Genomic DNA, 12,389 nt, shown 5'->3' on the forward strand with positions numbered 1-12,389 from the left:
CGTGGGAGGGGTCGCTGACTTGGCTTCCGCGTAGGCGGGAGGGGTGGCGGCGACCTCGGCTTTCGCGTACGTGGGGGCGGCGGCCGCAACGCGATGGCCAGGCGGCGCGACCGCGGCTCCCGGGCCGTCATCACGCGGCGCGGCCTGTGGCCATGGCGATCCCGTGCGACCAGCAGAGCGCGGCGTCGACCAAACAGGTTGACCGGTCGGTTCCGCGAGACCCGGGCCACACCCTCGATCCGCCCCGCTCCATGCTCCCCCACCTCACCATGCGGCTTCTCTACCCGACCTTGACTGTTCACGCGTTCGACCATGAGGAATATCCGCTCACGCGGTCGGTTTTCAGCCCCATTTCGTTGACACCGAAACAGTTGCCACATGGAAAGAGAGGCGGAGCTGGACACCGTTCCGGGAGGAATCGGGCAGTCAAGTTGGCTTGTTCTGGCGCGTTTACGCATTTCTCGTCGAGAACTTGTTCGTGTCGCGTGAAGGACCCGTGGCAGCGTGTGGGCTTCCGGTGGCCCGGGGAGGTCACCGCGTCTACGAATCCCGCGGGGGGATCGCATGGTTTCGCGTGCTTCCGGCACGCCGTTTCGGCGTGCCCGTACATCTCGTACATCTCACAGAAGTGCTCTGACGGCGGCCTTGGTGGTGGCCGCGCTGGGCGCTTCCGCACTGCCGGCGCTGGCCGCGCCGGGCGAGGACCCGACCCCGGCTCCGGCTCCGGCTGCGGCGTCGGTGTGGGGCAAGAAGGCTGATCCGGAGTCCATACCGCCGGTCAAGGTCGGCACCACCAAGCCGCCGGCCAACGTCGAGGAGTCCGCGCCATCGGCGGCGGAGGCCGCCTGGCGGGCCGCACAGAAGCAGCAGGCCCGGACCGATGGCAGCACCTCGTCGCCTGCGGCGCGTTCGTCGGTGGGTGTGCGCAGTTGGGTGCCGGAAGGGCAGGGGGCGGTGCCCTGGCACCAGATCTCCGACGTCCGGGTCACGGACTCGCTGGTGGCCCGGGTCAACCACTCCAACGGCAACCTGATGCTGGCCGGCACCGACTTCGATGTCGCCGGTGTGGGGCAGAAGCTGCGGCTGGCGCGTACGTACAACTCGCTGGACGCCCCGTGGGGCAAGGTGTCGCAGCGGTGGTGGCAGGAGTACGAGCGGTACCTCCACGTCTTCACGAACGAGGTGGTCCTCTACGGTGCCACCGGGGACGCGGCGTTCTTCACGAAGAACGCCGACGGCACCTTCACCACGCCGAAGGGCTACTCGAAGGACCTGAAGAAGAACGCGGACGGCACGTACACGCTGACCGATCGTAAGTCCGGCTCCAAGGACACCTACGACTCCGGCGGCACGCTGACGAAGGTCACCGACCGCAACAAGGGGGCCATCACGGTCACCCAGCACGACGAGGGCTCGGAACACAAGGGCTTCAAGATCACGGAGGCCCGCTCCGGGCGGTGGGTGGATCTGGTCAAGACGTATCCGAACCAGTGGCAGGCCAAGGACCACACCGGCCGCACGGCTGTCTTCGACCTCAACCCGGCCGGTGACCTGGCGAAGACGACGGACACCGAGGGCAAGGCCACGGTCTTCGGCTACGACTCCTCGCGCCGCCTGACGAAGATCACCACGCCGAAGGGCCGGGTGACGGTCTTCACCTACGACGACCAGAACCGCGTCACCTCGATGCTCCGCGCCACCGAGCTGAACGGCTCCGGCCACACCGGCCCGACCTGGACCTACGCCTACTCCGCCAGCTCGCACGGCGATGCCGGTACGACCACGGTCACCGACCCCGAGACCCACGCGACGAAGTACGAGCACGACGCGGACGGCCAGGTCACCAAGGTCACCGACGCACTCCAGCAGACGCGCTCCAAGAAGTACGACGCGAACCGGAACGTGGAGGAGGCCACCGACGCCATGGGTGTGGGCAGCACCCCGGGCAACGTCACCACGTACGGGTGGGACTCGCGCAACAACCCCACCGGCTCCACCCTCCCCACCGGGGCATCGGCGACCGTGGAGGGCTACCAGACGATCGCGGGCGCGGATCGGCCCGCCCGGTCGACGACGGCGGACGACGAGAAGACCGACTACACCTACGACACGGCCGGAAACACCAAGTCCGTCGCCGTTGAGGGCACGGGCGGCGGCAACCAGTCCTTCGACTACAACCCCGCCACCCCCACCTGCGGCGGCTTCGAGGGCCAGATCTGCAAGGTCACCACGAAGATGACCGCCTCGAAGTCGGTGGCCACGAACTTCACCTACGACGCCCAGGGCAACCTCAAGACGGTGAAGGCCCCAGCGCCGCTGGGCACCACCACCTACAAGTACGACGACCTCGGCCGGGTGATCTCCGCCAAGGACGCCCGCGGGATCACCATCACCTACGAGTACGACCACCGCGACCGGGTGAAGAAGGTCGACTCCTCCAACTACCAGACGGTCACCTACGAGTACGACAGTGACGGCAACCTCACCCTCCGCTCGGACGGCACCGGCGTCATCACGTACGAGTTCGACCCGCTCTCCCGCGAGACGGTCCGCACCTTGCAGAACGGCTCGCAGACGGTCCTGGCCTACACCCCGGCCGGCAACGTCGACACCTATCAGGACCCCGCCGGCCTGACCGACTACACCTGGAACAAGGTCAACAAGCTCTCCGAGCTGAAGGACCCGGCGGGCAAGGTCACCAAGTACGCGTACAACAAGAACGACGTCCGCACCACGACCACCTACCCCGGCAACACCGTCCACACGGTCACGCCGGACAAGTCCGGCCGCCCGGAGAAGATCAAGGCCACCAGCTCCAAGGGCACCCTGGTCGACCTCGCCTACACCTACGCCCGTTCGGACGGCAAGGACGGCGGCAAGATCCGCACCACCACGGACGCGGTCGCCGGGACGAAGACGAGCTACGAGTACGACAGCGCCGGCCGCTTCTCCTACGCGGCGGAGAACAAGGGCAGCACGCTCAACTCCTCCTGGCAGTACTGCTACGACCTCGCCGGCAACCTCACCTCCCAGGGCACCGACAAGGGCTGCCCGCGCGGCACCACCTACACCATCAACGACGCCCAGCAGATCACCGCGAAGGACGGCTCCACCACCAACTGGTCCTACAACCAGATCGGCAACGAAACCGCCGCCGCCTCCACCCCGGAGACCACGCGCACCGGCATCAAGTGGACCGACCACTCCCAGATGACGTCGATCACCACCGGCGGCAAGACCTACACGGGCCAGTACGGCTCCACCGACCAGTCCGAACGCATCAAGCTCGGCGACACCTTCTTCCACAACGGCCCGCTCGGCCTCTCCGCCACCTCAACAGCCGGAGTGGACACGGGATTCAACCGCGAGCCCGGGGGCACCCTGAACTCCATGACCCGCGGGGGGAAGAACCACTACTACCTCACCGACGCACTCGGCAGCGTCGTGGCCCTGGCCGACGAAGCAGGCACGAAGGTCAACACGTACGCCTACAGCCCCCGCGGCGTCCAGCGCGCCGGCACGACCGAACAGGTCCCCCAGCCCTACCGCTTCGCCGGCGGCTACCAGGACCCCACCGGCCTGTACCACTTCGCGGCCCGCTACTACGACCCCAACATCGGCCGCTTCACCACCCCCGACCCCTCCGGCCAGGAAAAGAACCCCTACCTCTACGCCGAAGGCGACCCCGTCAACCGCATCGACCCCACAGGACTGGCCTGGTACTCACCCATCGTCTCGGCAGGTAAGGCGGTCATCAAGGGGGCAAAGCCTGCGCCCGCCTTCGTCGCGGCGTGCTACACGTACAACTCGGCCACAGATAGCGGACCCGAAGACGGAACTTTGAAGGAGGAGGCTTCGGACCTGTGGGAATGCGCCAACCCGGTTGGAGGCTTCCAAGGGAGTTAAACAAGCGTACGCTTTAAAGCATCGAGAACGCGAAACTGAAAGGGATTTCGCATGGGGAAAAAGGGGTGGAAGATCGCCCTCTACATAGCTGTGATCGCCCTCGGATGTTGGTATGGCTACATTATCGCCGACTGATCGCTGAGGAATCAGGGCCAGCAGGGATTCCTTGCAATGAATGCAGGTTCATGCCCGCATGAGTCGTGGAGGTTGAGTTCGATCTGCTGCGCACCGAGGTTCCGACGCTCACGAGGCTGTAGCCAGATCCATCGGAGGTAGGGCGAACGACGACCCATTTTCCGCGCGATAAAGTCCCAAAGTGAGGGCCATCCTGCCTATATGGCAGGGTGGCCCTTGCCGCTACTACGCCCCCAACATCGGCCGCTTCACCACCTCCGACCCCTCCGGCCAGGAAAAGAACCCCTACCTCTACGCCGAAGGCGACCCCGTCAACCGCATCGACCCCACCGGAGTCGTAGGCGATTTCGCCAGTGGTGATACGAAAGCAGGCTTTGCCGGCTTGGCGGGCATGGCTGGCGGCGCGCTCGTAGGGGCCACCTGCGGGGCTACGGCAGCCGCCTTCGGCGTCACCACCGGCGGCGTGGGCCTGGCGGTCGGAGTCGGCTGCTACGCGGCGACGGAATTCGGGAGCCATGCCGCCGAAGACTTCGTCAACAGGCAATTCCAGATCAGGAGGCTCATCATGATTGTCGCTGTCGTGCTCGTGCTGCTCGGAGTGCTGTTCGTCGCCATCGGAATCTACGCATCCCGGGCGCAGGGCAGAATGATCGCGGCGCGACAGGACGAGCGCAACGCGGTGATCGGCAAGTCTGTCACCCGATTCCTCTTCCTGGGGGTAGGCGTGGTCTGTTTCATCTCGGCTGGCGCGTATGTCGTGGGTGAGATCTCCCGAGGCTGATGGCCGGAGCGCCCAGGGAGGTGTACTTCCAGGATGGCGGCCGTCGCGTCGGCACCCTGGACGAGGTGCGCTTCACCGACATCGAGCACCTCGCGTTCGACCTGCGGACGAGCGCCTCGAACAGCCTGTGAGCCCCGGACCGTCAACGGTCCGGGGCTCGCTGAGTCTTCGCCGGACGGCGTGGCCGGCACCTGTTGACAGGCCGCTCACATCAGCAAACGGCGTCAGTGCCCGTGACCTGCCCCCGCAACTCGCTCAAGCCCATGAAAGTAGAGGGGCCCATCGCCGTGACGGCGATGGGCCCCTATTCCGGCTCCGCACAGGACCAGCGGCGTGGTGCGCCGTGCCGCAGTCCCGCTGCCAGCCGGTCACCGGTACGAGGTGTTTCAGGGAAGGTGCTTGCGGGCCGCCGCGACGGAGTCCGTGACGGTGTGCACCGCCGTATCCGTCACGTCGCCGAGCCGGTCGGCGACGGCGTGGGCCCGGTGGGTGAGGGCGTCGGACGCGTGGTCCGCGGCGTGGCGGGTGCGGTAGGCGAGCGAGGGCTGGCCGTGGGTGTCGGCCGCGGCGATGAGGAGGCCTCCGGCCAGGGACACGTTGGCGAGCAACTCGGCCCGTCGGGCCGCACGTTCGTCGGGATCCTCGGCCGCTCCGTCGGAGTAGGCCGCCAGGGCCGCCGGCACCAGCGTCACCGCGAGGGCCGCCGACGCCAGTCGTGGCGCGCGCCCCAGCGCGAGGAGGACTCCGGCGCCGAGCTGCACCGCGCCTTGGAGGCGGGCGAGCTGCTCGGGGTCGTCCGGGAGGAAGGAGTACCGGGCGGCGAGTCTCGCGACCGGATCGTTGCCGGTGCCACCGGAGTGGTCCCGGGGGACGGGGTGGCGTACCGCCGTGTACCCGTCACGGATGAACTTCGTGGCCAGCAAGGGCCGGGCGACTCTGCGCAGAACAGCCATGTGCGTCGGCTGCCCTGTCCGCGGCGGGTCACACCCGTCCGACTGCGGCACGCTCGGGAAGCGCGTGGCCGGCTCCGGTCGACACCCGCCCGTCCGGGCGTACGAGGCATCTCGCCGGGATGGGAGCGGCCACAGGGGGCACAAGGGCTGTGACACGATCGATGTGACGGATGGTGACACATGCTGCTCCCTCGCCCGGACACGATTCGCACGCTGCTGGCCCGCTACTACGAGCTGCAGCTGGAACACTCCCAGGACTCCCACTACGAGCTGCAGCGGAGCCTGGAGGACGTGACGTACACGTTGTGCGTCAGCACCGGCACCCGGACCGTCCAGGACGCTCTGCTCGCGGCGGAAGCCATCCTGCGGACCTCAACCACGGATCAGCAACCCGTACTTCAGATCCCGGGACAGCGGAACACGCCGCCTGGATCCGCCTCACACCCCTTCGCTCCCTGAGCGCCACGAGGCAGAGAGAGCCAGGTGAACGCTCCGTGACGGGAAACGAAGCGGGCGCGGCCGGTCACGTGTGCTGGCCGGCCTCGGCGGCCGAGGCGCGCAGGGAAGTGGAGTTCGCTCTCCACCCTCTGCTGTGCTCGCCGGACAACCACTACCTCCGGGCGCACCGGGCCGGTTTCGAGGACGCGATGCTGGTCGCCTCCGAGCTCGTCGGGCATGTGCTCCACCACCCCGAGAACTCCCCCGATGCGCGCCACCATCCCGAGGGCTCCCCCGATGCGCGCCACCATCCCGAGGACTCCCCCGATGCGCGCCACCATCCCGAGGACTCCCCCGATGCGCGCCACCATCCCGAGGACTCCCTCGATCTGCTCCCCCACCAGGCGCACTCCCCCGGCTGCTTCCTCGTGTGCCTCCTGCACAGCGACGAGGTCACCATCACCGTGACCGACACCTGTGAGGAGATCCTTCCTCTCTGCCCGCGCGCACCGACGCCCGGAAGCACCGGCCTCGCCGGCCTCGCATGGTGGGTGATCAACAAGGTCGCCGACCAGGTCGTCGTCCAGGCTCTGCCCACCGGCGGCAAGACGATCACCGTGGCCGTGCCGCTGTCCGGCCCCTGAGGGCGCTCCCCTCGGAATCACCACCCCGGATCATCACCTCGGGAATTTCGGGTAACCACTTTTCCTACGTGATCCTCTCCGGTACGCCCGCGCGTTCATCACTCCATCCCATTCTTTCGCATTCCCGATGGCGTCAGAGAATTCCTCTCCGGACCAGGTAGGTTTCGATGTGAAGGTATTCTCGTCACCCGAAGGAAATGCTTGATGAAGGTTCGCACCGGGAATCCGTCCGCAGCTCGTGCGACGACGGACGACTTCCCGCCCGGCCAGGGCCGGCGGGCCCCGTCGCCGAAGGACTCCCGAGAGATCGGCCGGCTGCTCTTCGCGCGCCTTGCCGAACTGGAGGAGGGCACCACCGAACACCAGTACGTCCGCAACACGCTGGTCGAGATCCATATGAACCTGGTGCGGTTCGCCGCAAGGCGCTACCGCATCCACCAGGCCGGGCAGTTCGAAGACATCCTCCAGGTCGGCACCATCGGCCTCATCAAAGCCATCGAGCGCTTCGAACTCTCCCGCGAGGTGGACTTCCCCGCTTTCGCGCTCCCCTATATCAGCGGCGAAATCAAGCGTTTCTTCCGTGACACCACCTGGTCCGTCCACGTACCCAGGCGCCTCAAGGAACTGCGTTCCTCCATCAAGGCCGCCCACGAAGATCTGGCCGTGCATCTCGACCGCGCGCCCACGACCTCGGAGCTGGCCGTCCATCTGGGTCTGCCCGAGGACGACGTGGCAGAGGCGCTGATCGCGGCCAACGGCTACGCCGCCGACTCTCTCGACGCGCCCTTGGGCACCAGCGCCGGCACCAGCGGTGCCGGGAGCACCACGCCGAGCTGGGCCGAAACGCTCGGCGACCAGGACAGCAGGCTGCAGCACGTGGAGAACCTGCACACGCTCGCGCCTCTCCTGGCAGCTCTGGACGACCGCCAGCGAACCGTGTTGCGGCTGCGCTACGGCCAGGAACTGACGCAGACGGAAATCGGCGCGTACCTGGGCGTCTCGCAGATGCACGTCTCGCGCATCCTCAAGCGCACCTTGGCGGTGTTGCGCGCCGGAATGCTCGGCTAGGGCCTGTCGTCAAATGTCACGCCCACATCAGGAGTGACGCGAGCGTGACAGCTGCTTCGTAGGACTCGGCAGTCTTGTCGTACCGGGTGGCGATCCCGCGCCACTGCTTCAGGCGGTTGAAGCACCGTTCCACGACGTTGCGGTGCTTGTAGACCTCGCGGTCGAAGGCCGGCGGGCGGCCTCCGCGGCTGCCTCGCCGGGCCCGGTTGCGGGCCTGGTCGGCCCGTTCGGGAATCGTGTGGGCGATGCCCCTGCGACGGAGCCAGGCGCGGATCGCCTTCGAGCTGTAGCCCTTGTCGCCCAGGACGTGATCGGGCCGGACCCGGGGACGGCCGGGTCCGATCCGGGGCACGCGGATCGCTTCCATCACGGCGGTGAACCGGGTGCAGTCGTTGGTGTTTCCACCCGTGACCACGAATGCCAGGGGTCGGCCCCGCCCGTCACAGGCCAGGTGGATTTTGCTGGTCAGACCGCCTCTTGACCGGCCGAGGGCCGGGTCGCGGAGCCCCCTTTTCGGGCCCCGGCCGCGTGCTGGTGAGCGCGGACGATCGTCGAGTCGACGGACACCAGCCAGTCGACGTCGCCCGCCGCATCCGCTTTCGCCTGGGCGGCGCGGAGCATCCGGTCGAACGTCCCGTCCGCCGCCCACCTGCGGAAACGCGTATGCAGCGTGGCCCACGGGCCATAGCGCTCGGGCACGTCCCGCCAGGCCGTCCCGGTCCGGAACTTCCACACGATCCCGTTCAGGACCCTGCGATCGTCCAACCGCTTGCGTCCCCGCAACGACGCGGGCAGCAGCGGCCGGACGAACTCCCACTCGGCATCCGACAGTTCATGGCGACGTATCACGACACCATGATCCACCAGCGGTGATCATTTGAAGACACTGCCTAGGGCCGTCCCGCCGTGGTCTGTGCGGCGGCTGCCGTGAGCACCTGGTCGGCCAGTTGTTCGGCGGACTGTCCGCGGCCCGCGTCGATACGTTGCAGGCCCAGCCTGTCCACGGCCTCGGTCATGAGTGTCTGGTAGCGCTCGGTGCGGGCCAGGAACTGGTCCATCAGGGTCTGCTCCTCGGCCGTTGCCTCGTCGTAGCGGCCCGCCGCGCGGACGCGGGCGCGTACGACGGCGTTGTCGGCGGTGAGCCACACGGCGGCCGTGCGCGGGGCCTGGAGCCTCGCGGCGTGGGCGGGCCAGAGTGCCGCCCCCTCCAGAACCATGCCCGTCCGGCCATGGCCCTCGGCCGTGTGGGTCGCGATCAACTCTTCGATACGGGGCCACAGCCGATCGTAGTGGCCGAGAACGGACGCGATCAGTTCGTCAACCGTGAGTGATCCGTAGTGCTCAGCCACGTGCGCCGGCACCTCCCGCTCCGGGGTTCTCCAGGGTCGCCCAGGGTGCCGGGCCAACCCGTCGGTGCTCAGGTACGCGAACCCGAGTCTCTCCGCCACCACTTCGGCAACGGTCGACTTTCCGACGTTCGACGTCCCGCCGATCAGAACCACCCGTACATCGCGCACATCGAGACCCTACTGAAGTGCCGCCCGTCGCCACCGGTCCAGCTCTGGTGCACCCGGTGCTCCAGCAGCCTCCACCATGCGCACGGGCGGCCCACGTGCCGTCCGAGCACGCCCCTCACCACCCGCGGTTCACCGTGGCCTTCGGGCCGGTCACCAACGTCGCCGCCGGGACGTCCTCGGCCACCACCGCGCCCGCCGCGATCACCGCGTCCCTGCCGATGGTGACGCCCGGCAGGATCGTGGCGCCGGCGCCGATCCAGGCGTTCTCCTGTACGTGGATGGGCCCACCGGTGAGGTAGTGGCGGCGTTCCTCCGGGTCGACCGGGTGGCCGCTGGTGATGAACGTGGCCTTCGGGCCGACCATCACGCGCTCGTCGAGCCGGATTCCCGCGTAGTCCAGGAACGTGCAGTTCTGGTTGATGAACACCCGGTCGGCCAGGTCGAGACGGAGGCCGTGGTCGGTGAAGAAGGGCGGGTAGACCGTGGTCCTGGGCGGCAGAGGCCCGCCGAGGATCTGTGAGAACAGGGCCGCCTTGCCCTCCTCGTCCTCGAACGGCAGGACGTTCAGCCGGGAGGTCAGTTCGGTGGCGCGGAGGACCCTGGCGGCCATGGCCTGGAACTCGGGGCTGTGGATGCGCATGAGACGGTCGCTGGGCATGGACACCACCCTGCCACCCGCCCGCTGCGAGGATGGGGATGCTCTCGTGAAGCGACGAGGGCCGGCGGAAGGCAGGCGCAGGGCCTCCCCGGCACGACCAGACCGTGAGGTGCGCATGGCCCATCTGTTTCTCTTCGGCTGCTTCGCCCTGCTGGGCGCGGCCGCCTCGCTGGCCGCCCGTGCCGGGTACCGGGGCCAGGTCTGCGACCGGTTCGCCGGGTACGAGGTTCCCGCCGCGGTGAGGTCGGATCCCGCGCTACGGAAGCGGGCCGACGACCTGGTGGCCTTCTGGTGCACCGGCGCCGCGGTCCTCGGCTTCGCTCCCCTGGTGCCCCTCGGGAGCGTCCTGCTGAGCGGCGGTGGCGCGTCGGTCTCCACCTGGGGGCTGGTCGCCCTCGCGGCGTACGCCCTGGTCGTCGTGACCGTAGGCGGCTACCCCTTCGAGAAGATCAAGCAGCTCGCCGACTCCGCCGCGCGCTGAGCGTACGCAGACCAGGAGCCCGGGGCGCTGTCCGCCCCGGGCTCCTCCGCGTTCTCCGGCTCACTCACATACTGGCGAGGACCGCGCCCAGGATCATGCCGCCCACCAGCCCGATGGCGCTGACGACGATGGCGACCGTGGAGAGCCGCTCGTGCCGGACGGTCTTGGCGATGATGGCCATCACCAGGCCGGCCAGCGCGAAGACGATCGGCAGGATGATGAACCCGATCACGCCCAGGACGATGGCGATGATGCTGAGCACGTTGCTGCTCGCCCCGCGCTGAGGCGTGCCATGGTTCTGCTGACCGGTCGGCTGGTTGCCGTACTGCGTAGTCATCTGCCACTCCTTCGGGACGGTCGCACCGAGACCCGATCCCGATGCGGACCGGCCTGTCCCTCGGATGCCCCGAAGTTCCTTGCTGACACCACTACTTGGGCTCAGAGCCAGGAACATCCGGTGCGGCAGCATCTTCCGGGCGGCCACCCCCCTGTCGTCCGGGCCCGGCGGGAGCGCGCCCGGCAGGTTCCTCGGTGCCGTCGGACGAGCCCCGCAGATGGCCGCGGTCGCGCAGGGCTCGCTCGACGGCTTCGAGGCGGCGTCGCTGCCGGCGCATGGTCAGGGGGTTGACCAGGAGCAGCCCTGCCAGCACGAGGTTGTAGCCGGCTCGCACGTAGTGCCCGTCGAGAGCCTTGAGCAGGCCGGTCACGAGCCACAGCAGGGCGAGGCCTCCCAGCAACCACCATGTCAAACGGCTGTCCTGGAGGTTCAACGCACGCCGCGCACGCCGCGCGCTGTCGATCGCGGCCGGCAACTCCGCCGGGTCCTCCGGTATTTCACCGCGTCGAATCCGGCGGACCACCTTCATGTACCGGGCCGTGCCGAGCCCCAGCCTCGCCGCCCGGCGACGCGTCTGCCACCAGGCCAGGGCGACCACGAACGCGGCCAGCAGAACGAGGACGGCGGCGAGCGTCAGCCCCTGGGAGACGCCCGCCCTCCCGTCACCGAGGATCGCTCCCACCAGGAAGCCTGCCAGCGCCGCCGCCGCCAGAACGCCGAGGACCATTCCCACCGCACCCGCGCGCCCCGACTCCGTACGCGCCTCTTCCGTTGCCCCGGACATGGCCGGTCCCCCTCCGCCGCGTTCTCTTTCCGGGCACCTACCCCCTGGGGCCTTCAGCACCCCGCCGAGCATCCGCACCCCGGCCGGTCCGCCCACCGAAATCCTCCGGAACGGCCTTGCGTCAGGCGGAAGTTGGCTCACATGCGCCGCCGCGGACCGGGCACAGGGGCCGGTACGGAAAGGGGGCCGTCGATGAGCTCTGGTCTGGAAGTGTCGGCGTGGCGCGGTTCGGACGACCCGTCCGACTGGGCGGGGGCCGCTGTGGTCATGGTGCTCTACCTGCTGATCGGCTACGGGCTGGAGTACCGGGCGAAGAAGCGCCGGGGTGCCGAGCGTCCGGTGAAGGCGGCCGCGGAGGGCCTGTTCTCGGAACGCCAGGGGAACATGATGACCGCCCCGGATCAGTACTTCGCCAGCCGTATGGTGATGCTGGTCGGTGCGCTGGCCGCGGGAGTCACCGGATTCCTCACCCGGGGCGCGCCCGCCGGGGTGCACTACGCGGCCATGGGCGGTGTGGCGCTGCTGGGGATCTTCGCGTGGGCGTACTTCGACCACCGGACGGAGCCACGCACCAACCCGGGCGAGTAGAAATAAACTTGATCACCCATCAGGTGATCTTGGTTACAGCTTCTCGGGGCCAGGTCTCCCGTCCTGCTGCGCTGCCAGACTCGGGATGTCCCATCCGAT

The 12,389-nt window shown here is 68.4% G+C and carries 13 protein-coding genes; 7 read left to right on the forward strand and 6 right to left on the reverse strand.

The features are described 5' to 3' along the window. The first annotated feature begins 648 nt into the window (after positions 1–648). Both ACQP09_RS09170 and ACQP09_RS09175 read left to right on the forward strand, forming a co-directional pair. Positions 649–3,906 carry an RHS repeat-associated core domain-containing protein gene (locus tag ACQP09_RS09170; RefSeq protein WP_433397452.1) on the forward strand — a complete coding sequence of 1,086 codons (3,258 nt, stop codon included), beginning with the start codon at positions 649–651 and terminating at the stop codon, positions 3,904–3,906. Positions 3,907–4,222: 316 nt separating this feature from the next. Beyond that, a complete protein-coding gene (locus ACQP09_RS09175; RefSeq protein ID WP_433397454.1) occupies positions 4,223–4,822 on the forward strand; it encodes an RHS repeat-associated core domain-containing protein in 600 nt (199 codons plus the stop codon). A 386-nt stretch (positions 4,823–5,208) separates the two neighbouring features. On the opposite strand, the gene ACQP09_RS09180 is transcribed toward ACQP09_RS09175, so the two are convergent. Further along, positions 5,209–5,775 carry a DoxX family protein gene (locus ACQP09_RS09180; protein ID WP_433397455.1) on the reverse strand — a complete coding sequence of 189 codons (567 nt, stop codon included), beginning with the start codon at positions 5,773–5,775 and terminating at the stop codon, positions 5,209–5,211. A gap of 180 nt (positions 5,776–5,955) precedes the next feature. Between ACQP09_RS09180 and ACQP09_RS09185 the strand changes: the two genes are divergently transcribed. The 3 genes from ACQP09_RS09185 (at position 5,956) to ACQP09_RS09195 (ending at position 7,925) form a co-directional block, all read left to right on the forward strand. Next, complete coding sequence (locus ACQP09_RS09185; protein WP_433397457.1) at positions 5,956–6,234, forward strand: DUF5133 domain-containing protein; 279 nt, start codon at positions 5,956–5,958, stop codon at positions 6,232–6,234. 35 nt (positions 6,235–6,269) lie between these two features. Further along, the gene (locus ACQP09_RS09190) at positions 6,270–6,857 is read left to right on the forward strand and encodes a hypothetical protein (protein WP_433397459.1); all 588 of its coding nucleotides are present in this window, start codon (positions 6,270–6,272) and stop codon (positions 6,855–6,857) included. A gap of 204 nt (positions 6,858–7,061) precedes the next feature. Next, positions 7,062–7,925, forward strand: a complete 864-nt coding sequence (locus ACQP09_RS09195; RefSeq protein ID WP_433397461.1) for a SigB/SigF/SigG family RNA polymerase sigma factor — start codon at positions 7,062–7,064, stop codon at positions 7,923–7,925. A gap of 16 nt (positions 7,926–7,941) precedes the next feature. On the opposite strand, the gene ACQP09_RS09200 is transcribed toward ACQP09_RS09195, so the two are convergent. The 3 genes from ACQP09_RS09200 to ACQP09_RS09210 form a co-directional block, all read right to left on the reverse strand. Then, positions 7,942–8,771, reverse strand: a protein-coding gene (locus ACQP09_RS09200) for an IS5 family transposase (protein ID WP_433406501.1) whose coding sequence is annotated in 2 segments (ribosomal slippage) — positions 7,942–8,432 and positions 8,432–8,771 — 831 coding nt in all. Because the reading frame shifts where the segments join, the coding sequence is not laid out codon by codon here. Positions 8,772–8,815: 44 nt separating this feature from the next. Next, entirely contained in the window at positions 8,816–9,274 is a 459-nt protein-coding gene (locus tag ACQP09_RS09205) for a hypothetical protein (RefSeq protein WP_433397463.1), read from the reverse strand. Positions 9,275–9,557: 283 nt separating this feature from the next. After that, positions 9,558–10,100: a DapH/DapD/GlmU-related protein gene (locus ACQP09_RS09210; RefSeq protein WP_433397465.1), complete on the reverse strand. Its 543-nt coding sequence runs from the start codon at positions 10,098–10,100 to the stop codon at positions 9,558–9,560. Positions 10,101–10,215: 115 nt separating this feature from the next. Here ACQP09_RS09210 and ACQP09_RS09215 point away from each other — a divergent pair, with 115 nt between their 5' ends. Further along, positions 10,216–10,581, forward strand: a complete 366-nt coding sequence (locus tag ACQP09_RS09215) for a hypothetical protein (protein ID WP_433397467.1) — start codon at positions 10,216–10,218, stop codon at positions 10,579–10,581. 64 nt (positions 10,582–10,645) lie between these two features. On the opposite strand, the gene ACQP09_RS09220 is transcribed toward ACQP09_RS09215, so the two are convergent. Both ACQP09_RS09220 and ACQP09_RS09225 read right to left on the reverse strand, forming a co-directional pair. Next, complete coding sequence (locus ACQP09_RS09220; RefSeq protein WP_356750404.1) at positions 10,646–10,918, reverse strand: hypothetical protein; 273 nt, start codon at positions 10,916–10,918, stop codon at positions 10,646–10,648. Positions 10,919–11,009: 91 nt separating this feature from the next. Then, positions 11,010–11,702 carry a hypothetical protein gene (locus ACQP09_RS09225; protein WP_433397469.1) on the reverse strand — a complete coding sequence of 231 codons (693 nt, stop codon included), beginning with the start codon at positions 11,700–11,702 and terminating at the stop codon, positions 11,010–11,012. Between the two features lie 192 nt (positions 11,703–11,894). Here ACQP09_RS09225 and ACQP09_RS09230 point away from each other — a divergent pair, with 192 nt between their 5' ends. After that, on the forward strand, positions 11,895–12,290 hold the full coding sequence (locus tag ACQP09_RS09230) for a hypothetical protein (RefSeq protein ID WP_433397470.1): 396 nt from the start codon (positions 11,895–11,897) through the stop codon (positions 12,288–12,290). Positions 12,291–12,389 lie beyond the last annotated feature (99 nt).

This window comes from Streptomyces sp. CA-146814 (genome assembly GCF_050942385.1).
Taxonomy (GTDB): domain Bacteria; phylum Actinomycetota; class Actinomycetes; order Streptomycetales; family Streptomycetaceae; genus Streptomyces.

Excerpts from the sequence above, each read along its gene's own strand:
- ACQP09_RS09195 (WP_433397461.1), top strand. The coding sequence starts at position 7,062 with ATGAAGGTTCGCACCGGGAATCCGTCCGCAGCTCGTGCGACGACGGAC.
- ACQP09_RS09230 (WP_433397470.1), top strand. The coding sequence starts at position 11,895 with ATGAGCTCTGGTCTGGAAGTGTCGGCGTGGCGCGGTTCGGACGACCCG.
- ACQP09_RS09215 (WP_433397467.1), top strand. The coding sequence starts at position 10,216 with ATGGCCCATCTGTTTCTCTTCGGCTGCTTCGCCCTGCTGGGCGCGGCC.
- ACQP09_RS09220 (WP_356750404.1), bottom strand. The coding sequence starts at position 10,918 with ATGACTACGCAGTACGGCAACCAGCCGACCGGTCAGCAGAACCATGGC.
- ACQP09_RS09225 (WP_433397469.1), bottom strand. The coding sequence starts at position 11,702 with ATGTCCGGGGCAACGGAAGAGGCGCGTACGGAGTCGGGGCGCGCGGGT.
- ACQP09_RS09180 (WP_433397455.1), bottom strand. The coding sequence starts at position 5,775 with ATGGCTGTTCTGCGCAGAGTCGCCCGGCCCTTGCTGGCCACGAAGTTC.
- ACQP09_RS09210 (WP_433397465.1), bottom strand. The coding sequence starts at position 10,100 with ATGCCCAGCGACCGTCTCATGCGCATCCACAGCCCCGAGTTCCAGGCC.
- ACQP09_RS09185 (WP_433397457.1), top strand. The coding sequence starts at position 5,956 with ATGCTGCTCCCTCGCCCGGACACGATTCGCACGCTGCTGGCCCGCTAC.